The organism is Candidatus Pelagibacter sp. PS_40, from assembly GCF_059417765.1.
Genome location: NZ_CM182064.1, coordinates 1,109,896 through 1,132,242, shown reverse-complemented (window position 1 = coordinate 1,132,242; position 22,347 = coordinate 1,109,896). Strand labels below are relative to the sequence as shown.

Genomic DNA, 22,347 nt, shown 5'->3' with positions numbered 1-22,347 from the left:
GACAATGTGTGACTTGAAGAGCTAGGAGTCATATGTTAATTAAAACAAAATTTTAATAAATCTTCTAATATTTATAAGGAACAATAAATTGAGCAAAAATAAAGGTTTTTCTGAAACATCAGCAGGTAGATATTCCCTGGCACTTTATGAATTAGCTGTAGAAGCTAATAATTTGAGTGAGATCGAGGTTCATTCTGCTTCAATTATTAATTTAATTACTTCAAGTGAAGATTTTAAATCTTTAATCAAGGATCCAACGAATAACAAAGAAGACCAATTAAATGCTCTAAGTAAAATTTCAGAACAATATAAATTGAATGAATTATTAACTAAATTTTTAAGCTTTCTAATATCTAAAAGAAGATTCTTTTATGTGGATAAAATTCTAAAAAGCTTTGTTGAGACATGTTCAGTCAAAAGAGGTGAATTAAAAGCAGAATTAACTTCTGCAAAAGATCTTACTGAAAATGAAATTAACAATATAAAAGAAGAATTGACTAAAAACTTTAGTTCAAAAATAAAATTAAACTACAAACACGATGCAAGTTTAATTGGGGGTTTGATTGTGCAAGTCGGAAGCACAATGGTGGACACTTCCATTAAAAATAAATTACAACAAATCGAAAATAGGATGATAGAGGCATAAATGGATATAAACCCATCAGAAGTAACAAAGATATTAAAAGAGCAAATTAAAAAATTTGGCGATAAAGCAGAAGTGACTGAGGTTGGTCAAGTTTTGTCAGTAGGAGATGGTATTGCTAGAGTGTACGGATTAGACAATGTTCAAGCTGGAGAGATGGTAGAATTTTCTGATGGATCAAAAGGAATGGCTCTAAACTTAGAAAGTGAAAATGTTGGAGTTGTAATTTTCGGAGACGATAGAAAAATTAAAGAAGGTGACGTTGTTAAAAGAACAGGAAGTATTGTTGATACACCTGTTGGAAAAGAATTATTAGGAAGAGTTGTTGATGGATTAGGAAATCCAATTGATGGCAAAGGTGCTTTAGATAAAGCAACTAAAAGAAGTAGAGTTGAAGTAAAAGCTCCTGGAATTATACCAAGACAATCTGTTAGTGAACCAATGCAAACAGGCTTAAAATCAATTGACAGTCTAGTTCCAGTTGGAAGAGGACAGCGTGAATTAATTATTGGGGATAGACAAACTGGAAAAACTGCAGTTGCTATCGATGCGATCATTAACCAGAAAAAAATAAATGAATCTGGTGATGAGAAGCAAAAACTTTATTGTATCTATGTTGCTATAGGTCAAAAAAGATCTACCGTTAGACAAATTCAAAAAACTTTAGAAGAAGCTGGTGCAATGGAATATACAACAATTGTTGCTGCTACTGCTTCAGATGCAGCGCCGCTTCAGTTTTTAGCACCATATACAGGCTGTACTATGGGTGAATATTATAGAGATAATGGTATGCATGCATTAATCATTTATGACGATTTATCTAAACAGGCTGTAGCTTATAGACAAATGTCACTTTTATTAAGAAGACCTCCAGGAAGAGAAGCTTATCCGGGAGATGTATTTTATTTACACAGCAGATTACTTGAGAGAGCAGCCAAGCTTAGTGATGAGCATGGTGGAGGTTCGTTAACCGCTCTTCCTATAATTGAAACGCAAGGTGGAGACGTATCTGCTTTTATTCCAACTAACGTTATTTCAATTACGGATGGTCAAATATTTCTTGAAACAGAATTATTTAACCAAGGAATTAGACCAGCGATTAACGTAGGTCTATCAGTTTCTAGAGTTGGATCTGCAGCACAAACAAAAGCAATGAAAAAAGTTTCTGGTTCAATGAAGCTAGAGCTTGCTCAATATAGAGAGATGGCTGCCTTTGCACAATTTGGATCTGATTTAGATGCATCTACACAAAAACTTTTAAATAGAGGTTCAAAACTAACTGAACTTTTAAAACAAAAACAATATTCCCCTATGACAGTTGCTGAACAAGTAATTTCAGTTTTCTGTGGAGTTAAAGGTTATTTGGATGATGTGGAACTTAAAGATATTGCTGAGTTCGAATCTAAGATTATTGAAAAATGTAAATCTGAAAAACCAGAAATTTTAGAATCTGTTTTAAGTTCAGGTAAGCTTGAAGAAGATACTGAAAAATCATTAGTTGATACTATCATGAAACTTAAGAAGAACTTTAATTCTTAAAATATGGCAACACTAGACGACTTAAAAAAAAGAATAGCGAGTGTAAAGTCTACACAAAAAATTACCAAAGCCATGAAAATGGTTGCGGCCGCTAAACTTAGAAGAGCGCAGGAAAATGCTGAAAAGGGAAGACCTTATTCTGAAAAAATGAATAACATTATTCTTAATTTATCTAGTGGCATTTCTGATAAGGAAAATGCTCCTAAGCTTCTTTCAGGAACAGGAGAAGATAAAGTGCATTTATGTATTGTGTTAACATCTGATCGTGGTCTATGTGGTGGTTTTAATACAAATATTATTAAAAAAGCCAAAACATATTTTCAAAAAATATCTGATGAGGGAAAAACTTTAAAAATTATAACTGTTGGATCTAAAGGTTATGATCAATTAAAAAGAGTTTATAAAGATGCTATCGTAGAGAGAATATCTTTTAAAGATTCAAAAACTATCAATTATCTAGATGCTGAAAAAGTGGGAAAAATGATAATTGAAAACTTTGAAAAAGAAGAATTTGATGTGTGTACAATTTTTTATAATAAATTTAAAAATGTAATCACTCAGATACCTCAAGAACAACAAATAATTCCTTTAAAAACATCTGAAGCAGAAGAAAATTCTTCTGAGGATAATTATGAATTTGAACCAGACGAAGATGAAATTTTAAGCAACTTATTGCCTAAAAATATATCTACTCAGATTTTTAAAGCGATGTTAGAAAATTCAGCTAGCGAACAGGGCTCAAGAATGAGTGCAATGGACAATGCAACCCGTAACGCAGGTGAAATGGTTGACAAGCTAACTATTGAGTATAATAGAAGTCGTCAAGCAGCTATTACAAAAGAACTAATTGAAATCATATCAGGAGCGGAAAGTTTATAATTATGAGCAAAGGAAAAATCACACAGATCATTGGAGCAGTAGTAGACGTAAAATTTGATGGAGAACTACCAGAAATTTTATCAGCATTAGAATGTAAAAATGGAGACAACAGATTAGTTTTAGAAGTTGCTCAGCACCTTGGTGAGTCAAGTGTTAGAACAATTGCAATGGATGCTACTGAAGGATTAAAAAGAGGAGACGAAGTAACCGCAACAGGTGCTCCTATACAAGTTCCAGTTGGTCCGGAAACTTTAGGAAGAATTATAAATGTAATAGGTGAACCTATCGATGAAAAGGGTGAAGTTAAAACAAAAGAAAAATGGCCAATTCATAGAGCTGCACCTGAATTTAGTGATCAGTCAACAGAGACAGAAATTCTAGTTACAGGAATTAAAGTAGTTGATCTATTAGCACCATACGCCAAAGGAGGAAAAATTGGTTTATTTGGAGGTGCGGGTGTTGGTAAGACAGTACTTATTATGGAATTAATTAACAACGTAGCAAAAGCTCATGGTGGATTTTCTGTGTTTGCTGGTGTTGGAGAAAGAACTAGAGAAGGAAATGACCTTTATCACGAAATGATAGATTCAGGCGTTATTAAGCCAGAAGGTCCAGGATCAAAAGCTGCATTAGTGTATGGTCAAATGAATGAACCCCCAGGAGCTAGAGCAAGAGTTGCCTTAACAGGTTTAACTGTGGCTGAATATTTTAGAGATCAAGAAGGACAAGACGTATTATTCTTCGTTGATAATATCTTTAGATTTACTCAAGCAGGTTCAGAAGTTTCTGCACTATTAGGAAGAATTCCATCAGCAGTGGGATATCAGCCTACACTTGCAACAGACATGGGTAATCTTCAAGAAAGAATTACGACTACTAACAAGGGTTCTATTACATCTGTACAGGCGATTTATGTACCAGCAGATGACTTAACTGACCCGGCACCTGCTACATCTTTTGCTCACTTAGATGCAACAACTGTATTATCGAGACAGATAGCTGAAATTGGAATTTATCCAGCAGTTGATCCTCTAGATTCCACTTCTAGAATTTTAGATCCTAGAATAGTTGGTGATGAGCACTACAGAGTTGCAAGAGAAGTGCAAAAAATTCTTCAAACTTACAAATCTCTGCAGGATATTATTGCGATTTTAGGAATGGATGAATTATCTGAAGAAGATAAATTAACAGTAGCTAGAGCGCGTAAAATACAAAGATTTTTATCACAACCTTTCTTTGTTGCTGAAGTCTTTACTGGTTCTCCAGGAAAATTAGTAGATTTAGAATCTACAATTAAGGGTTTTGCTGCAATATGTAATGGTGAGTATGATCATTTACCAGAAGCTGCATTTTATATGGTGGGCACAATTGAAGAAGCTGTAGAAAAAGCAGAAAAAATGGCGAAAGATGCTGCTGCATAATGAGTGAAGAGTTTAAAATAGAAATTGTAAACCCAGAAAAATCTTTTCTTTCAAAAGAAGATGTAACAGAAGTTGTTGTACCTGCTTTTGAGGGAGAAATGGGGATTTTAAAGGACCATATCTCAATTATTTCATTTCTAAAGCCAGGGATTATTAAAATCTTTTCTAAATCAGGCGAGGATAATTACTATGTTGAGGATGGAATTGTTGAATTTAAGAATAATAATTTATCAGTTCTAACAAGTTCTATTTTAAATATTAAAGATATTGATAAAGATAAAATTAGTGAACTACTTGCTCAAGCAGAAGAAAATTCAAAAAATAGTAACATTACAGATCAAAATAAATACTTGGTTGATCAAAAAATTGATGTGCTAAAAACTCTTAATTAAGAATTTCTTTTACTTTTTCTTTAATATCTTTGTACACATGTAGTTTAAAGTCTACAACTAGGTCAGTTATATTTTCTAGATCAATCCATTTCCATTCACAAAATTCAGGGTGTTTAGTTTTAATATCAATCTCATTATCTTGTCCTAAAAATCTCATTATAAACCACTTTTGTTCCTGACCTCTATATTTACCTTTCCAAATTATACCTAGTAAGTTTTTTGGTAATTCATAAGAGATTAATCCATCACATTCTTTGATTAGTTCAACATTTTTTATACTAGTTTCTTCTTCTAGCTCTCTGTAAGCAGCAGTTAAATAGTCCTCACCCTTATCAACACCACCTTGGGGCATCTGCCAAAAATTTTTTTGATTATCAATCCTTTTTGCAACAAAAACTTTATTATCTTTGTTCAGGACAACAATTCCAACCCCACTTCTAAGAGGTAAATTCACTTTACTATCTGGCATTTATCCGTTGAATAGTTTTATTGCAAAATTCAATTGATTATCAGTTTCAGAGTTAAATTTAAAATCATCTGAACCTTCTGCAACTTCTATATCAGGTGTTACACCTACTTCAGAAATAGATTTTCCTGAAGGGAGATAATATTTTGCAATTGTTAATCTAATAGCACCTCTATTTTTCAAAGGGATTATTGATTGCACAGAACCTTTTCCATAACTATTTTCTCCAAGTATAATAGCTCTTTTATGATCTTTTAATGCACCAGCTACTATTTCCGATGCTGAAGCTGATCCATAGTTAATAAGTATAATTAGTGTTTTACCATTTGTTAGATCACCTTTTTTAGCAAACCATTTTCTATTCTCTGAAGCTTGTCGACTTCTTGTTGATACAATCTCACCATTTTCTAAAAAAAAGTCTGAAATTTTAATTGCCTGAGAAAGCAAGCCACCTGGGTTGTTTCTTAAATCTAAGATATAACCCTTTAGATCTTTGTTTTTATTTAATTTATTAATTTTATCTTTAATTTGTTCACTGCTATTTTCGTTAAAGGAAGTTAATCTTATATAGCCTATGTTATTATCTATAAGTTCTGATTTTACAGACTGAACCTGAATAACTTCTCTCGTTATATTAAAAATTAATGCTTTTTTTACACCTCTTCTTCTAACCGTTATTTCAATACTTGATCCAACAGGTCCCCTCATTAAGTCTACTGCTTGCATTAATGTTTTGCCTTGGACCTGAGTATTATTAATTTTTACAATATAATCACCAGCTTTTAATCCTGCTTTTGATGCTGGAGTATTATCTATTGGTGATATTACTTTTACAACACCTGCTTCCATGCCAACTTCAATACCAAGCCCACCAAACTCTCCACTAGTTTCAGTTTGCATACCCTCAAAACTTTCAGGTGTCATATATGCAGAATAGGGATCAAGAGATTGCAATAAACCATTTATGGCTGAGTCCATACTTTTTGATTGATCAACTTCATCAACGTATTCTTTGCTAATTTTCTCAAGAACCTCACCAAACAAATCAATTTTTTTATATAAGTCGGTGTTTTCAGAAAAACTTTTTTGAAAAGTAAATAATAGTATTATAAAAAAAAGAAAAAATCTTTTAGTCAAAATCATATCATCACTTTTTCTTTAGGAATGATTTCTGACCATATTTTTTCTAATTCATAAAATTTTCTTTTATCAGGATGAAATATATGAACAATCAAATCTATACCATCAACTAATTTCCAATCACCACTTTCTTTTCCTTCAATCTTAGAATTTTTTATTCCATTGGTCTTTAATTTTTCTAGCACCATTTCAGATAAAGCTTGAATATGTCTAGAAGAAGTTCCGCTTGCTATAATCATATAGTCAGCCATTGAACTTTTATTTTTAAGATCTATTGAAATAATATCTAGGGCTTTATTAGAATCTAGGGTTTTTAGGATTAAATCTTTAAGGTCTATGTTTTTTTCCATTAATTTATTTAACCTTATCAAATTTTTCTTAATTGAGAAGATGAAATATTAACCTTTTTAAAATTAATAAAAGATAATCTATTTTTATTTACACCGTTATAGGTCACAGACTTTAGCGATTTAGCTTTATATCCCTGTCGATCAAATACAAGTAGATTGCATTTTTTTATAATGGATTTCCATTTATACCATTTATGAAAATTGATTAGATTGTCAGCACCCATAATAAAATAGATCTCAAATTTTTTATCTTTATTTAAGTAATTGATGAGGTCAATTGTTTTATTGGAGAGAACTTTTTCCTCATAAAATTTTACTTTAATAAAATTATTTTTACCAATAATTTTTTTTGCAAATTTTATTCTATTTTTTAGATCTGTTTTACTTGTATTTTTAAATGGGTTTTGTTTAGTAATTGCCCATATAATATTTTTTAATTCTAATATTTTTTTAGCCTGTTTAGAAATTTCTAAATGACCTTTGTGAGCAGGATCAAAAGTTCCCCCCAAGATTCCAATTTTTGTCTTTTTTTGTTTTAAGTTATTTTCTGGTTTTACCATTACTAATAATTTCGTATTTGTATGAAACGAGCTGCCCTAATCCAACAGGTCCTCTTGGAGGCAAAGTATTTGTCGAAATGCCAACCTCACCACCAAAACCGAATTCACCACCATCAGCAAATTGAGTAGATGTGTTATGCATTGCTATTGAACTTTTAACATTTTTTAAGAATTTATTTGCAGTTTTTTTATTTTTAGTAATGATAGAGTCAGTATGCATAGTCCCATATTTGTTAATATGGCTAATAGCGTCGTCACAATCTTTAACTGTTTTTACAGACACTGTTGATGATAAATATTCAGTAGACCAATCCTTTTCTTTTGCTGGATAAATCTTTCCCTTGTAATATTTTTTCAAAAAACGATCTCCATAAATTTTGCAGTTATTTTCTTCTAACTTTTTTAAAATTGGGTTACAGAATTTCTTAACAATTTTTTCATGCATCAAAATTGTTTCAGTAGCGCCACAAATACTAGTGTTTCTTAGCTTTGCATTATAGGTAACGTTTGTAGCCATCTTTAGATTGGCATCCTTATCAATAAAAGTATGACAAAGACCTTCCAAGTGACCGATAATAGGGACGTTAGAAAATTGTTGAACTCTTTTTACTAAATTTTTTCCACCACGAGGTATTATTACATCAATATAATCTTTCATTTTTGAAAGCATAAAGTCGACCATTTTTCTGTCTTTAGAGTCTATAAATTGAATAAAGTTTTCATTCACTCTAGTTTCCTTAAGCGACTTTCGAAATAGTTTTGCTAAAATTTTATTAGTATTTATAGCTTCAGAGCCACCCTTTAAAATTACAGCATTTCCAGATTTAAAGCATAAACTTGCAACATCAGCTGTAACGTTGGGTCTGCTTTCATAAACAACACCTATAACACCAATAGGTATAGACACTCTGCTAATTGTTAAACCATTTGGTCTGCTCCATTTTTCTAAAGTAGCATCAACAGGATCTTTCAATTTAGCAATTTTATTTATAGAATTCTTTATGCCTATTAGCTTTTTTTCATCAATAGTTAATCTTTCTATCAGATTGCTTTTTAGGCCCTTGTTTAGAGCAAATTGAATATCTTTTTGATTAGCTTTAAATATAGATTTTTTTTCTTTGCCTAATAAGAAAGCATATTTTTTTAAAACTTTATTTTTAGTTTTTGAATTAACTTTATCAAGTGATGCCTTTCTTGCATTTTGACCTATTAATCTCATATATCTGCTCATTCTATACCTCTACTATATCATCTTTATGAATTACTTCTGATTTGGAAATATATCCTAGTAATTTTTCTATTTCTTTCGAGTGGTGACCCATTATTTTTTCTATTTCATTAGATGAAAAAGAGCTAAGTCCTCTTGCACATTCGTAATTATTTTTATCTAAAACTTTAATATGATCTCCTTTACTAAATCGCCCAGATACTTTTTTTATTCCTGCTGCTAATAAACTTTTACCATTTGAAAGTGCTTGTTTCGCACCATCATCAATAATCAGCGCACCTTTAGGTGAAACAGAGCTGATAATCCATTTTTTTCTAGCATCTAATTTTGAAACCTTAGGTAAAAACCATGTACAATTATTCTCTTCAGTTATTTTTTTAATAGGTCGGTTTATTAAGCCATTTGCTATTACCATCTGGCATCCTGATAATTGACAGATTTTAGCAGCATCTATTTTAGTTTTCATGCCACCCGTTCCATGCTCACTAATACTTTTGGTCGCTATTTTTTCTATATCTTTATCTATATTTCTTATTTCTTTTATTAATTTTGCATTTTTATATATTTTTGGATTATGTGTATAAAGACCATCTACATCAGAAAGCAAAATAAGGGAGTCCGCACCTGATATTTGTGCAACACGAGATGCTAATCTGTCATTATCACCATACTTAATCTCTGAAGTAGCGATAGTATCATTTTCATTTACTATTGGTACAAAGCTCAGTTTAAATAAATTATCAAAAGTTCTTTTTGCGTTAAGGGCTCTTCTTCTTTGTTCTGTATCTTCTAGAGTGAGAAGAATTTGAGAAATATTAATTTTTAATTTAACAAATGTTTCTGAAAATAAGTTCATTAGTTCAATTTGCCCAATAGAAGCAACAGCCTGACTTTTATCAATCTTAAGGTTTTTTTTGCTAATATTTAGTTTTTTGCAACCCATTGCTATTGCTCCAGAGCTTACAATAATAACTTTTTTATTCTGTTTTATTAATTCCTGAATATCTTTAGCAAATTCAGTGAGCCATTTTCTCCTTACTTTTTTTTTGTCATCTATTAACAAGGATGAACCAATCTTAATTACAATTATTTTAGAATCTTTAAGATACATAGGAGAGCAATTTAGCTTTAATTTTAGATATTGAGTCTTTTTCTAATGTTGAGAGTGTAACTACCTCGGAATCTTTATTTTTAGAAAAATTTTTTAAAATTTCTTTCACTTCTTCTTCTTCTAATAAGTCTGTCTTATTTAATACAATTATTTCTTTTTTTTCTAGTAAATCTTTACTGTAACTCCCTAACTCATTTCGAACTTGTTTATACGTATTTTCAAGGTCCTCATCAGTAATATCTATTAAATGCATTAAAGTTTTGCATCTTTCTATGTGTTTTAAAAATTGAATACCAAGACCTACACCCTCGTGCGCACCTTCAACCAATCCAGGAATATCAGCTAGAGTTATTTCTTTATCATCATAACTTGCAACACCAAGATTTGGATTTAATGTTGTAAATTTATAGTTAGCAATTTTAGGCATCGCATTTGTAATGGAAGCTAGTAAGCTTGATTTACCCGCATTAGGTAGTCCAACAATACCAACATCAGCAATAGTTTTTAGCTGAAGCCAGATTACATACTCTTCACCAGGCGCACCTTTAGTAAATTTTTTGGGAGCTCTATTAGTGGAACTTTTAAATCGAGTATTTCCTAGACCACCTTTACCACCATTAGCTACAATAAATTCTTCACCTTCTTTTTTAAAATCATAAATTAAGGTTTTATTATCTTCTTCAAAAACTTGCGTACCTATTGGAACTTTTAAAATTAAATCTTCTCCACTGTGACCTGTACGATTTTGTCCAGAGCCATTAACTCCTCTTCCTGCTTTATGGTGTTGTTGAAATCTATAATCGATAAGAGTATTTAAATTTCTTTCTGACCTAAGATATATGGTGCCACCTTTACCTCCATCGCCACCATCAGGTCCGCCGTATTCAATAAATTTTTCTCTACGGAAGCTAGGAGATCCATGTCCTCCATTGCCTGCTTTTACATAAATTTTAACTTGATCTAGAAACTTCATAATACAACTCTTAGTTTTTTAGTTGTACTACTAATTGGGCTTTACTGAAACGAATGTTCTATCTGATTTACCCTTTTTGAAAACAACTTTTCCTTCAACAACAGAAAAAATTGAATGATCTTTACCCATCCCCACGTTTTCACCAGGAAAAATTTTTGTGCCTCTTTGTCTTACAATTATGTTTCCAGGAATTACTACTTCACCACCATACTTTTTAACGCCAAGTCTACGACCGGCACTATCTCGTCCGTTTCTCGATGATCCACCTGCTTTTTTTGTTGCCATAATTTACCTAATTTATTTGCTTGCTACTTCAGTCTCAACTTTTTCAACTTTTTTAGTTGGTTTTACCATTTTCTCAGCTTCTGATAAAACTTTACCATCTTTTGAAAAAATTTTGCTAATTCTAATTAATGAATACTGTTGTCTATGACCATTTTTTCTTCTTGAATTCTGTCTTCTTCTTTTTTTAAATATTAAAATAGTTCTATTTTTACCATTTTCTACAAGGTCGGCTTCAACTTTTGCACCTTCAACTACTGGAGAACCAACTTCAATAGTTTTATCATCTCCATAAGCTAGGATTTCTTTAAATTCGATTTTAGTTTCAGGTTTAGAATCCTCTAATCTTTCAATTTTAAGGATTTCACCAGCTTTAACTTTGTACTGTTTTCCACCTGTTTGTATTATTGCGTATGACATTGTTTAATCTGTTTTTTATAATCAGCAATATAGTCTTGAGCAAATTATAGTCAAGCTCGAATAAGCTAAAAATTGTCCTTTAAATCTCTCAATTTTGAAAAGTTTTCCTCTGTACCTGATCTAAGAAAAATATTGCACTCTAATTCCTCTTTAATCGTAGATGGAATAGTAGGTAGGTTTTTTTTTAATTTTTCATCTATAAGTTTAATCTTAACTTTAAGGCTTTCATTGTCTTGGTCATGAGTAATACAAAATTTAGAGTTTTGTTTGGTATATTCATGCCCACAATAGATCTTAGTTTTTTCTGGTAGAGCTTTTATTTTCATTAATGAATTATACATCTGTGAGTATGTTCCTTCAAAAATTTTACCACAACCAAGTGAAAAGAGGGTGTCTCCAGTAAAAACAGACTCTTCATTATAAAAATAAAAACATATATGGCCAAGGGTATGACCAGGTATATGAAATATTTTAGCCTGGAAATTTTCTTTGTGCCAAATGTCCTGATCACCAACAAGTATATCTATTTCTGGAATTCTATCTTTGTCTCCTTTGTATCCAATAACACTAGCTCCATATTTTTCTTTTAATTCTTTATTTCCCCCAACATGATCATAATGATGATGTGTATTTAATATATATTTTAAATGTATATTTTTATCTTCCAAATATTTGATAACAGGTTTTGCTTCACTAGGGTCAATCACACATGCAATATTTTTAACTTTATCAATAATTAGATAAGAATAATTATCCTGTAGACAACGTATTATTTGAATTTCCATTTAACTTTCAATTAAAAAAATACCCAATTCTGCAGACAAATTTTTAGTATTTAGATTAAATCTATTAATAGAAGATATCTTTTCGTTATGTAGAGCTAATGATTTATCTAATTTAATTTTTCTATTTTCACAAAAATTATAAAAATCTTTTATAGTACACATATGAAGGTTGGGAGTATTATACCACTCATCAGGTAAATTTTTTGTAATTGGCATTGTTCCTTTAATTAATAGGTGAAGTCTAACCTTCCAAAAACCAAAATTAGGTATTGTAACAATAGCTTTTTTGCCAACTCTTAATAGTTCTTTGATAACTATTTCAGGATTTAAAAATGCTTGTAATGTTTGACTTAAAATAACGAAATCAAAGGAACTGTCAGGAAATTGTAAAAGATCTTTTTCTGCATCACCTTCGATAACAGTTAGTCCTTTTGATAAACATTTTTGAACATTATCTTTTGAGATTTCTATTCCTCTTATGTCTATTTCTTTATTATACTTAAGATATTCCATTAATATGCCATCTCCACACCCCACATCTAAAACTCTAGTATTTTTTTCAATTAAATCGGAGATTATTTTAAATTCTTGTTTCATGTTTAGTTTTTAGAATAAGCTGTTTTAATATAGTCACCTAGAGTATTTAAAAATTTAGGAACTTTTAAAAGGAATGAATCGTGCCCTTTATCAGATTCAATTTCAACAAATCCGACCTCAGCACCTATAGCATTTAAGGCTATAACAATTTCTTTATTTTCAGAGGTTGGATAAAGCCAATCAGAAGTAAAAGATATAATAAGAAACTTAGTTTTAGTTTTTTCAAATGCTTTAGATAAATTACCATGATGTTCTTTTACTAGATCAAAATAGTCCATTGCTCTTGTTATGTATAGGTAGCTATTGGCGTCAAATCTATCAACAAATACAGATCCTTGATATCTTAAGTAGCTTTCAATTTGAAAGTCAGCATCAAAACCAAATTTCAGATCATCTCTTTCTTGTAACTTCCTTCCAAATTTTTCCTGAAGACCATTTTTAGACAAATAAGTTATATGTGCAGCCATTCTTGCAACAGATAATCCTTTATTAGGATTTTTATTTTGATTGGAATAATCACCGTTCTCCCAATTAGCATCAGCCATAATTGATTGTCTACCAAGTTCATTAAAAGCAATGTTCTGTGCCGAATGACTAGCTGTACAGGCTATTGGAATAGCAACTTTTGCTTTATCAGGGAAGTTATTAACAAATTGAAGTGTCTGCATACCACCCATTGATCCACCCATAACAGCAAATAATTTTTCAATATTAAAAAAATTTAAGAGATTAAATTGTGCATTAACCATATCATTAATAGTTATGACTGGAAAAGTAGTACCATATTTTTTATTGGTATCAGGGTTAATATCACTAGGACCAAATGAACCCATGCACCCACCAATAACATTTGCACAAATTACAAAGTATTTATCAGTATCAATAGCTTTACCAGACCCAACAGCATAAGACCACCAACCTTCTTTTTTAGTAATTGGATTTATTCCAGATACAAATTGATCACCAGTCAAGGCATGAAAAATAAGAATAGCATTATCTTTATTCTCATTAAGAGAGCCATAAGTCTCATAAGCAAGAGAATAATTATTGATAGTTTGGCCACAATCTAATTTTAATGGTTTATCAATTATAATATTTTTTATGTTCACATTTATATTCATAAGTATTAGCCAAATTTGAATTGTGAGAAAAAAAACTTATTTAGCGGTTTTTTTTAAGCGCTCGCAATTCAGTTAAATCAGCGCATATTTTTTGTACTAGATAGCATTTCTTATGTCAATTTTTTTAAAAAATGACTTATTCTATATGAAAGGATAATATTTTATTTATAAGGTAAATTAAATTAATATAATGACAGTTCCAAAATTTAAAAAATTCAAAATAGAGGCTTATAAACCAGGTAAGTCAAATATAGCAAAAATACGAAATATTATAAAATTATCAGCAAATGAGTCAGCTCTTGGTGTAAGCCCGAGAGTAAAGAAAATTTTACAGAATAAAGAATTGTTAATATCGAAGTATCCAGATGGTAAAGCAAAAAAATTAAGAAAAGAAATTTCAAAGAAATTTAAGTGTGATTTTGAGAGAATAATTTGTGGTGCAGGGTCAGATGAAATTATTCAAATGATTTGTCAGTTATACTTAAAACCCTCTGATGAAGTGATTGTTCCTCAATATAGCTTTTTAATGTACAGGATATATGCACAAATAGTGGGGGCAAAAGTTGTTTTTTCTAAGGAAAAAAATTTTAAAGTTTCGATAAATGAAATTATTAAGAAAGTAACAAGAAAAACCAAGCTAGTATTTATTGCTAATCCAAATAACCCAACAGGAACATACTTAACTAGAGCAGAATTAATAGACTTAAGAAAGAAATTAAATAAAAACATTTTACTAGTTTTAGATGATGCGTATTTTGAATATATGAAAAATAAAGATTATAAATCTGGTTTAGATTTATTTAAAAATAAAGATAATGTTGTTGTGATAAGAACTTTTTCAAAAATATATGGACTGGCCTCCTTAAGAGTTGGCTGGGGTCATGGGCCAAAAAAAATTATATCTGCAATGAACTTAATTAGACCGCCATTTAATGTAAATCAAGTTGCACAGATGGCAGCAATAGAAGCTTTAAAAGATAGAAAATTTATTAATAATTCTGTGAAACACAATATTAGAGAAGCAAATAAAGTTAGAAATGTTTTACAAAAACTAAAAATTTTCTCAAATGAAGTAACGGCTAATTTTTTACTATTAAATTTTGATAGATGTAAATTTTCAGCTAACTATATTTTTAACAAACTGCAGTCAAAAGGAATTATATTAAGATCTACAGAGGATGGGTATAATATTAAAAACAAATTAAGACTAACAATTGGATCAACAAAAGAGAATATGAGATTCATAACAACAATTAAGGCTATCTTTAATTGATTATGAAAAATATTTTAATTATAGGCTGTGGTTTAATTGGTTCTTCATTATTAAGAGCAATTTCTGAAAAAAAAATAGCTAAAAAAATATTTGTCTATGAAAAATCAAAATCAAATATTTTAAAAATCAAAAAATTAAAATTACCATGTGAAATTACAAATGATTTAAAGCAAATTATCCCAAACTTAGATTTGATAATATTTTGTACTCCTCTAGGAGAATATGAAAAAATAATTTTAAAGATAAACAGATATTTATTACCCAAAACTATTATTACAGATGTTGGATCATCTAAAGAAAAGTCTATGGACTTAATTAAAAGAAAATTAAAAAAAGGAATTTTTTGGACATCCAGTCACCCTATTGCAGGCTCAGAAGTTAGTGGCCCAGAAAATGGAGTAAAAAATTTATTCTTTAATAAATGGTGCATATTAATAAAAGAAAAAAATACTAACAAAAAACATCTTCTGATACTTACCAAGTTTTGGAAAAAAATTGGTTCAAAAGTTGCAATTATGGACTCAAAAAAACATGATACAGTTTTTTCTATGACTAGTCATTTGCCTCATTTAATTGCATATAATTTGGTTAAAACAGCTACAGACTTTGAAAAACAACAAAAGTATGAATTAATAAAATTTAGTGCTGGTGGTTTGAGAGATTTTTCAAGAATTGCTGCATCTAATGAAATTATGTGGAGAGATATTTTTTTTAACAATCAAAAAAATATTTCAAAAGTTATTGATCTGTTTATTAAAAATTTACGTTCATTTAAAAGAGATATTCAATTTAAAAATAATAAATCTATTATTAAAAAATTAGTTAATACTAAGAAGGTTAGGAAAAAAATAATTAAGTTAAAACAAGATATTAATAAGCCAGATTTTGGAAGAAATTAGTATTTTATAGGGGATATTTTTTTTACTGTTAATTTTGCTGTTCTTTCAATTCTATTTATTGTCTCTTTTATATTCATAATCAAAACTTTCTTTTCAGGACCATATGCATGAATTAACTTTTGAGCGTTAATACAAACAGCAACATGACCTTTCCAAAAAATAATATCACCTTTTTTAAAAACTTTACTTCTATTTTTTTTTGCTGAATATTTTATTTGGTCTTTTGTGTCTCGTGGATAAAATTTATTATTATAGTAAAAAAATAATTGTAAAATAGCAGAGCAGTCTATACCTCTATAAGTTTTACCACCCCATAGATATTTAATTTTTAAAAACATTTTTAATACTTTTAAATAATCTTTTTCAATATGATTGATTTTTTTTATATTAACTTTTTTAATCCATTTATTTTTTTCAAACTCTATGAATTTTTTATTTTCATCAATCATTGAAATTCTTGATGCAAAGGGCAAAAAATTTTTTGTTTTATTTTTTTGTTTATTATAAATATTTGCTTTTAGAGTAAATATTTTATGGGTTGGTTGGTGATCTTTTGTGTAATCTTTATTTTTTATGTATCCAGTATAATTATCGAATAAAGCCTTTATTTTTATCCAACTTTTGTTCTTAGATATAATTTTAAATTTTTCTCCATACAAAATTTGAGAGGTAACCTCAGAAAATGCATTGGGCTTTTTATGGATATTTGATAATGGTTTTTTATAAAAATAACTATCTTTCATGAAGTTTTAATTTATCTTTTATAAGCCACAAACAAATCAAAGAAGGTATCACCATGATGGCTGTAATAATAAAAAATACTCCCCAATCTCCATTAAGCCAATCTACTAATGCTCCAGATGATGATGCAAGTGTAGTTCTGCCTGCAGTTCCAATTGATGCAAGTAACGCGTATTGGGTTGCAGTATATGTTCGGTCTACTAGTAATGAAATAAATGCTACAAATGCAACTGTTGCAAATGCTGCTGCTATATCATCAAATATGACAGCTACTGCGAATAACAACTCAGATTTATCACTCCACGCTAAGACTGTGAATAATAAGTTAGTTGCAGCCATTAATATTCCTGCAACAAACATTGCTTTTAAAACACCAGATCTAATTACAAAAAGTCCACCCAGCAATGTAAACATAACTGTAGTAATCCAACCTAAAGTTTTAGAATAAATTGCAATATCACCTTTAGAGAAGCCTATTTCTTTATAAAAAACTATCGACATACGTCCAAGAAAGGCCTCACCAATCTTAAATAAAAAAATAAAACTTAAAATTCCAACAGCAATTGTAAAACCATTTTTCCTAAAAAAGCTTATTATAGGGCCACCTAATGTGCTGCTTATCCATGTTATAAAATTAGTTATAATATTTTTTGATCCAAGTTTACTTTCTATAAGTTTATCAGTTTCTTTTTGTTTTTTTTGTCTGTCAGTATAAAGAGGCTCATGGACAAACATCAAACCTATATTCATTAAAATTACTAAAACTCCTAAAATTAAAAATGTAATTTGCCAGTAATTTGTAACACCCATATTCTCTAAATATTCTGCTGTAAATAAAGCTATTACACCACCTAATTTGTATCCACTCCACCAGCCAACAACAGCCATAGCAGCGCCAGCGGCCATTGATTTACTTTCGTGTTCGCCTATTTGTTCAATTCTTAAAGCATCAACTGTAATATCTTGTGTGGCTGATGCTATAGCAATAATTAAACCAACTGTAATTAGTAGCGCAAGGTTTTCGGTAGGATTAATGAAACTCCAAGTAACAAGACAAGCTAAAATTGCAATTTGCATTAAAACTATCCAGCCTCTTCTATGACCAAGTTTTTTTGTTAGGTAGGGTATTTGAAATCTATCAATAAGGGGGGCCCATAAATAATTAAAAGCATAAACAGCAAATATTAGTCCTGCCCAACCAATTGTTGATCTGCTTAAGCCCTCTTCTTTGAGCCATAGACTTAAACTGCTCCCAATTAAAACCCAGGGAAAACCAGAAATTGCACCTAATAATAATATTCTAAGCATTCTCTTATCAAAGTAGACAGCAAAAGTTTCTGATAAGGATTGTTTTTTAATTTCAATCATAGTTAATTTCTCCAAAATGATGGAAGAAACAATACAAGTATAGCAAATAATTCCAACCTACCCAATATCATTCCAAGACTTAAAATCCATTTAGATATTTCTGGTAAGCTTGAAAAATTGCCATTAGGGCCAATTGTAGAGCCCAATCCTGGACCAACATTTGAGATAGAAGTTGCGGCACCAGAAATTGAAGTAACAAAATCTAGACCACTTAAGGATAAAAATGCAGTTATTAAAAAAAATATAACCAAATAAAGAAAGATAAAAGAAATGATGGAAGCCATAAATTTATCATCAACATTATTTTTATCATATTTTATTATGAATATGCCTTTTGGATAAATAATCTTTTTTAATTGATTAATAATAAAAAGGTATAAAATTTGAATTCTAAAAATTTTAATTCCACATGTGGTAGAACCAGCACAACCACCAATGAACATTAAAGTTAGAAAGAAAATGAGTGGAAAATTACCCCATCCATCAAATTCTCCAGTAACATATCCCGTTCCACTTAATATAGAGATAACATTAAAACAAATAGTCCTAATATTTATTTGAGAAAAATCTTTGTTATGAAAAAGTAAATAAATAAAAAGTATAATAATTGAAAAAATAATAATTTTTAAAAACGATTTTATTTGAACATCAGAGATAAGAATTTTTCTGTCTCCATTTAAAAATTTTATATAAGCAATAAAAGGTAAACTCCCTAATATGATGAAAACCATGGATGATATTTCGATAGGTAGACTATTAAAATATCCAATAGATTCGTTATAATTTGAAAAGCCACCAGTTGCTATCGTGGTCATTGAATGAGTTAAGCTATCAAAAATATTCATACCAAAAATTTTATATGTAGAAGCACAAAGCACGGTTAGACCTAAATAAACGTAAATTAGTCTAAGTGAAATTTCTTTTGATTTTGGTAATAGTTTTTCAGAAGAATCATTACTTGAAATTTTAAACAATTGCATTCCACCAACATTCATTATTGGCATTAAGGTTATTGCCATTACAATAATACCAATTCCACCTAACCATTGAAGCATTGCTCGCCACAAAAGTATCGATCTTGGAGCACTCTCTAAGTTGGAGATAATTGTCGACCCTGTCGTGGTGATTCCAGACATACTTTCAAAGAAAGAGTCAGTAATTGAAAGTTCAAGAGTAGAAAAAATAAAAGGTAAAGAACCAAATATTGCAATACTTAACCAAGAAAGAGCAGTTAATAAGAACGCTTGTTGTAGATTTAATTTTTTATCATGATTTAAATTTGTTAAAAAAAATAAAACACCAAATATTATAGAAATTATAGAACCTCCAATAAAAGAGGAGTCAATTTCTGAATATATAAACTGAGCTATAATTGGAATCATCATGGAAATTCCAAGAATAATTTGCAAAACACCCAAGGTAAAAAAAACAGTTTTATAATTAGACATTTTGAAAGAACATTATTTTATGGTAAATAAATTTCAACTCTATAAGAATTAATAAAAACACCAAATATAAGATATTTGTTATTAAACAAAGTGATTGAAAAAGATAATTTAGATAAAACTAACGCATGGCCCTTTGTTGAGGCTAAAAAATTACTGCGTGAAAGAAAGTCCTTTATTGATAAAAAAGGTAAAATAATTTTACAAACTGGTTATGGTCCAAGTGGGCTACCCCATATAGGTACATTTGGTGAAGTTGCAAGAACATCGATGATGGTTAATGCTTTAAAACAACTCACAGATATACCAACGGAAATCATAACTTTCTCTGATGACATGGATGGCTTTAGAAAAGTTCCAGAAAACGTTCCAAATCAAGAGCTCTTGAATAACAATCTTCATAAGCCTTTAACTCAAGTGCCAGATCCATTTGAAAAATTTTCAAGTTTTGGCGAACACAACAATGAAATGTTAAAAGATTTTTTAAATAAATTTAATTTTGAATATAATTTTCAAAGCTCTTCAGTTCTTTATAAGGGTGGTTTTTTTAATCCCACATTACAGATAATCCTAGAAAATTATCAAGGTATTATGGATATAATTCTTCCAACACTAGGGAAAGAAAGACAAAAAACTTACAGTCCATTTTTACCAATTTGTCCAGACACTGGTAAGGTTTTAGAAATTCCAGTTTTAGAAATACTAAAAGAAAAATCCAAAATTATATTTGATAATAATGGAAAAAAACTTGAGGCAAGTATCTTAGATGGAAATTGCAAATTACAATGGAAAGTAGATTGGGCAATGAGATGGTACGCTCTTGATATAGATTTTGAAATGTATGGAAAAGATCTAATTGAAAGTGCAATATTATCATCAAAAATAATCAAGTTAATTGGAAAAACAAACCCATCTGGGTTTGCTTATGAGCTTTTTTTAGATGAAAAAGGAGAAAAAATATCCAAATCAAAAGGAAATGGAATTACAATTGATCAGTGGCTGGAGTATGCATCACCCGAAAGTCTTTCATTATATATGTATCAAAATCCTAAAAGAGCAAAAAAACTATACAAAGAAATAGTTCCTAAAACAGTCGATGAGTACTTGGACTTTATAGAAAAAGCTAAAACACAAAATGAGTTACAGCTATTAATGAATCCTGTTTGGCATGTGCATAATGGATTAATTCCTAAAGAAGATACCATTATGAGCTTTTCAATGCTTTTAAATTTAGTAGAAACGAGCAATGCAGACTCTAAGGAGTTACTTTGGAAGTTTGTAAAAAAATATAAAAAAAACCTTTTAGAAAAAGAACACCCAATTTTTGATAATCTTATAGGTTATGCGATTAAGTATTTTAATGACGTAATAAAATTACAAAAAAAATACAAAACCCCTGATGCAAATGAAAAAGTTGCATTAGAAGCACTGGTTAAGTCTCTTGATAGCTGCAATGATAAGATGTTGCCTGAGGATATTCAGACATTAATTTATTCAACAGGAAAAGAAAATGGTTACGCAGAAAACTTGCGGGATTGGTTTAAATTAATTTATGAGGTTGTTTTTGGAAATGAAAATGGACCAAGAATGGGATTTTTTATAAGTTTTTTTGGAGTAAACGAAACTAAAGAGTTAATTAAAGAAAAAATAAAATAATGTTTTCAAAATTCAGATCACTAATTTTCAAAATTGATCCTGAAACTGCTCATAATTTAGCAATTAAGTCTTTAAAACTAAACATATTACCAAACATAGCTGATCAAAATAAAGGAGATCCAATATTTAAGACTAATTTATTTGGTAAGAATATAGATAATCCAATAGGAATGGCTGCCGGGTTTGATAAAAATGCTGAAGTTTATAACCCACTGTTTAAACTTGGGTTTGGTTTTGTTGAAGTAGGAACGGTTACCCCACTTGAGCAATATGGAAATCCAAAGCCAAGAGTTTTTAGGTTGGTTGAAGATCAGGCTCTTATAAATAGGTTAGGTTTTAATAATTTAGGAGCAGAAAATATTAGCCATAGAATTAGATCTAATTCACATAAAGGTTTATTAGGGATCAACATAGGTCCCAATAAAGATAGTGAAGATAGATTAAATGATTATTTGATTGGACTTGGAAACTTTTATGATATCGCTGACTATATTACAGTTAATATTTCTTCGCCTAACACAGAAAATCTAAGAGCTTTTCATGATGAGACTAAATTTGATGAATTGTTGAATGCAATAGAAAAAGAAAAAGTTAAACTTAAATCAAAAATTCCAATTGTAGTAAAAATCTCTCCAGATATTTCAGACGAACAAATTGAACTAATAAGTAAAATTTTAATTAAACATAAAGTTAGTGCAATAATTGTTTCAAACACAACAGCTAAAAATAGAGAAAAATTGAATAATATTTTAAAGCATCAAAAAGGTGGGCTATCAGGCAAGCCACTAGAGGAAGAGGCCAATAAACTAATAAGTAAGTTTTATAAACTGCTTAAGGGCAAGATTGAAATTATAGGGGTAGGAGGTGTGGACTCAGGAGAAAGTGCTTATAAAAAGTTTCAGGCAGGAGCTAGCTATGTTCAGTTATATACAGGAATGGTTTTTCAAGGACCAAACATTGTAGGAAAGATAAAAAAAGAGCTTAAAGAAATATTAATTGACGAAGGTATTAAGAATTTTAAAGAAATAATAGGAAAGAAGCTGACTAATTGATCCTAA

Annotated in this window: 24 protein-coding genes; 9 read left to right on the top strand and 15 right to left on the bottom strand. The window is 29.8% G+C overall.

The window, feature by feature from the left end:
- Positions 1–88: 88 nt before the first annotated feature.
- Genes atpH through atpC form a run of 5 tightly spaced genes read left to right on the top strand, consistent with a single transcriptional unit; the run spans position 89 to position 4,874 of the window.
- On the top strand, positions 89–646 hold the full coding sequence (gene atpH, locus AC5SLW_RS06000; protein WP_018413614.1) for an ATP synthase F1 subunit delta: 558 nt from the start codon (positions 89–91) through the stop codon (positions 644–646).
- The gene (gene atpA / locus AC5SLW_RS05995) at positions 647–2,182 is read left to right on the top strand and encodes a F0F1 ATP synthase subunit alpha (RefSeq protein ID WP_494574967.1); all 1,536 of its coding nucleotides are present in this window, start codon (positions 647–649) and stop codon (positions 2,180–2,182) included.
- A 3-nt stretch (positions 2,183–2,185) separates the two neighbouring features.
- Positions 2,186–3,061, top strand: a complete 876-nt coding sequence (locus tag AC5SLW_RS05990; RefSeq protein WP_011281555.1) for a F0F1 ATP synthase subunit gamma — start codon at positions 2,186–2,188, stop codon at positions 3,059–3,061.
- A 2-nt stretch (positions 3,062–3,063) separates the two neighbouring features.
- Entirely contained in the window at positions 3,064–4,482 is a 1,419-nt protein-coding gene (gene atpD, locus AC5SLW_RS05985; protein ID WP_006997680.1) for a F0F1 ATP synthase subunit beta, read from the top strand.
- Positions 4,482–4,874 carry an ATP synthase F1 subunit epsilon gene (gene atpC / locus AC5SLW_RS05980; RefSeq protein ID WP_494574965.1) on the top strand — a complete coding sequence of 131 codons (393 nt, stop codon included), beginning with the start codon at positions 4,482–4,484 and terminating at the stop codon, positions 4,872–4,874. The genes atpD and atpC overlap by 1 nt, the downstream gene beginning before the upstream one ends.
- Here atpC and AC5SLW_RS05975 read toward each other — a convergent pair.
- The 12 genes from AC5SLW_RS05975 to metX form a co-directional block, all read right to left on the bottom strand.
- A complete protein-coding gene (locus tag AC5SLW_RS05975; RefSeq protein WP_494574963.1) occupies positions 4,867–5,343 on the bottom strand; it encodes an RNA pyrophosphohydrolase in 477 nt (158 codons plus the stop codon). The genes atpC and AC5SLW_RS05975 overlap by 8 nt on opposite strands.
- Entirely contained in the window at positions 5,344–6,483 is a 1,140-nt protein-coding gene (locus AC5SLW_RS05970; RefSeq protein ID WP_018413611.1) for a S41 family peptidase, read from the bottom strand.
- Positions 6,480–6,830 carry a ribosome silencing factor gene (rsfS, locus tag AC5SLW_RS05965; protein ID WP_006997684.1) on the bottom strand — a complete coding sequence of 117 codons (351 nt, stop codon included), beginning with the start codon at positions 6,828–6,830 and terminating at the stop codon, positions 6,480–6,482. The genes AC5SLW_RS05970 and rsfS overlap by 4 nt, the downstream gene beginning before the upstream one ends.
- Before the next feature lie 17 nt (positions 6,831–6,847).
- Positions 6,848–7,390, bottom strand: a complete 543-nt coding sequence (nadD, locus tag AC5SLW_RS05960; RefSeq protein WP_006997685.1) for a nicotinate (nicotinamide) nucleotide adenylyltransferase — start codon at positions 7,388–7,390, stop codon at positions 6,848–6,850.
- On the bottom strand, positions 7,371–8,621 hold the full coding sequence (locus AC5SLW_RS05955; RefSeq protein ID WP_020168879.1) for a glutamate-5-semialdehyde dehydrogenase: 1,251 nt from the start codon (positions 8,619–8,621) through the stop codon (positions 7,371–7,373). The genes nadD and AC5SLW_RS05955 overlap by 20 nt, the downstream gene beginning before the upstream one ends.
- 1 nt (position 8,622) lies before the next feature.
- Entirely contained in the window at positions 8,623–9,729 is a 1,107-nt protein-coding gene (gene proB / locus AC5SLW_RS05950; protein WP_494574960.1) for a glutamate 5-kinase, read from the bottom strand.
- Positions 9,719–10,702 carry an Obg family GTPase CgtA gene (cgtA, locus tag AC5SLW_RS05945; RefSeq protein WP_027306898.1) on the bottom strand — a complete coding sequence of 328 codons (984 nt, stop codon included), beginning with the start codon at positions 10,700–10,702 and terminating at the stop codon, positions 9,719–9,721. The genes proB and cgtA overlap by 11 nt, the downstream gene beginning before the upstream one ends.
- A 30-nt stretch (positions 10,703–10,732) precedes the next feature.
- Positions 10,733–10,987, bottom strand: coding sequence for a 50S ribosomal protein L27 (gene rpmA, locus AC5SLW_RS05940; RefSeq protein WP_006997689.1), 255 nt, complete (start codon positions 10,985–10,987; stop codon positions 10,733–10,735).
- A gap of 12 nt (positions 10,988–10,999) precedes the next feature.
- Complete coding sequence (gene rplU / locus AC5SLW_RS05935) at positions 11,000–11,404, bottom strand: 50S ribosomal protein L21 (protein WP_006997690.1); 405 nt, start codon at positions 11,402–11,404, stop codon at positions 11,000–11,002.
- Between the two features lie 65 nt (positions 11,405–11,469).
- On the bottom strand, positions 11,470–12,189 hold the full coding sequence (gene gloB / locus AC5SLW_RS05930; protein ID WP_494574958.1) for a hydroxyacylglutathione hydrolase: 720 nt from the start codon (positions 12,187–12,189) through the stop codon (positions 11,470–11,472).
- Positions 12,190–12,786 carry a methionine biosynthesis protein MetW gene (gene metW / locus AC5SLW_RS05925; RefSeq protein WP_271741755.1) on the bottom strand — a complete coding sequence of 199 codons (597 nt, stop codon included), beginning with the start codon at positions 12,784–12,786 and terminating at the stop codon, positions 12,190–12,192.
- Positions 12,787–12,788: 2 nt separating this feature from the next.
- Complete coding sequence (gene metX, locus AC5SLW_RS05920; RefSeq protein ID WP_020168877.1) at positions 12,789–13,907, bottom strand: homoserine O-acetyltransferase MetX; 1,119 nt, start codon at positions 13,905–13,907, stop codon at positions 12,789–12,791.
- Between the two features lie 190 nt (positions 13,908–14,097).
- On the opposite strand from metX, the gene hisC reads away from it, so the two are divergent.
- Together hisC and AC5SLW_RS05910 are read left to right on the top strand one after the other, a co-directional pair.
- Positions 14,098–15,180: a histidinol-phosphate transaminase gene (gene hisC, locus AC5SLW_RS05915; protein WP_494574955.1), complete on the top strand. Its 1,083-nt coding sequence runs from the start codon at positions 14,098–14,100 to the stop codon at positions 15,178–15,180.
- Positions 15,181–15,182: 2 nt separating this feature from the next.
- A complete protein-coding gene (locus AC5SLW_RS05910; RefSeq protein ID WP_494574953.1) occupies positions 15,183–16,079 on the top strand; it encodes a prephenate dehydrogenase in 897 nt (298 codons plus the stop codon).
- Here the strand turns inward: AC5SLW_RS05910 and AC5SLW_RS05905 are convergent.
- From AC5SLW_RS05905 to AC5SLW_RS05895, 3 genes are read right to left on the bottom strand one after another with little or no spacing between them, the layout of a single operon-like run.
- On the bottom strand, positions 16,076–16,822 hold the full coding sequence (locus AC5SLW_RS05905) for a C40 family peptidase (protein ID WP_494574951.1): 747 nt from the start codon (positions 16,820–16,822) through the stop codon (positions 16,076–16,078). The genes AC5SLW_RS05910 and AC5SLW_RS05905 overlap by 4 nt on opposite strands.
- A complete protein-coding gene (locus tag AC5SLW_RS05900) occupies positions 16,812–18,188 on the bottom strand; it encodes an AmpG family muropeptide MFS transporter (RefSeq protein ID WP_494574949.1) in 1,377 nt (458 codons plus the stop codon). Before AC5SLW_RS05900 ends, AC5SLW_RS05905 begins: the two co-directional genes overlap by 11 nt.
- 2 nt (positions 18,189–18,190) lie before the next feature.
- Complete coding sequence (locus AC5SLW_RS05895) at positions 18,191–19,636, bottom strand: TrkH family potassium uptake protein (RefSeq protein WP_271564182.1); 1,446 nt, start codon at positions 19,634–19,636, stop codon at positions 18,191–18,193.
- Positions 19,637–19,726: 90 nt separating this feature from the next.
- On the opposite strand from AC5SLW_RS05895, the gene AC5SLW_RS05890 reads away from it, so the two are divergent.
- Both AC5SLW_RS05890 and AC5SLW_RS05885 read left to right on the top strand, forming a co-directional pair.
- Positions 19,727–21,289, top strand: a complete 1,563-nt coding sequence (locus AC5SLW_RS05890) for a lysine--tRNA ligase (protein ID WP_494574947.1) — start codon at positions 19,727–19,729, stop codon at positions 21,287–21,289.
- Positions 21,289–22,341, top strand: a complete 1,053-nt coding sequence (locus tag AC5SLW_RS05885) for a quinone-dependent dihydroorotate dehydrogenase (RefSeq protein ID WP_494574945.1) — start codon at positions 21,289–21,291, stop codon at positions 22,339–22,341. The genes AC5SLW_RS05890 and AC5SLW_RS05885 overlap by 1 nt, the downstream gene beginning before the upstream one ends.
- Positions 22,342–22,347: the final 6 nt, after the last annotated feature.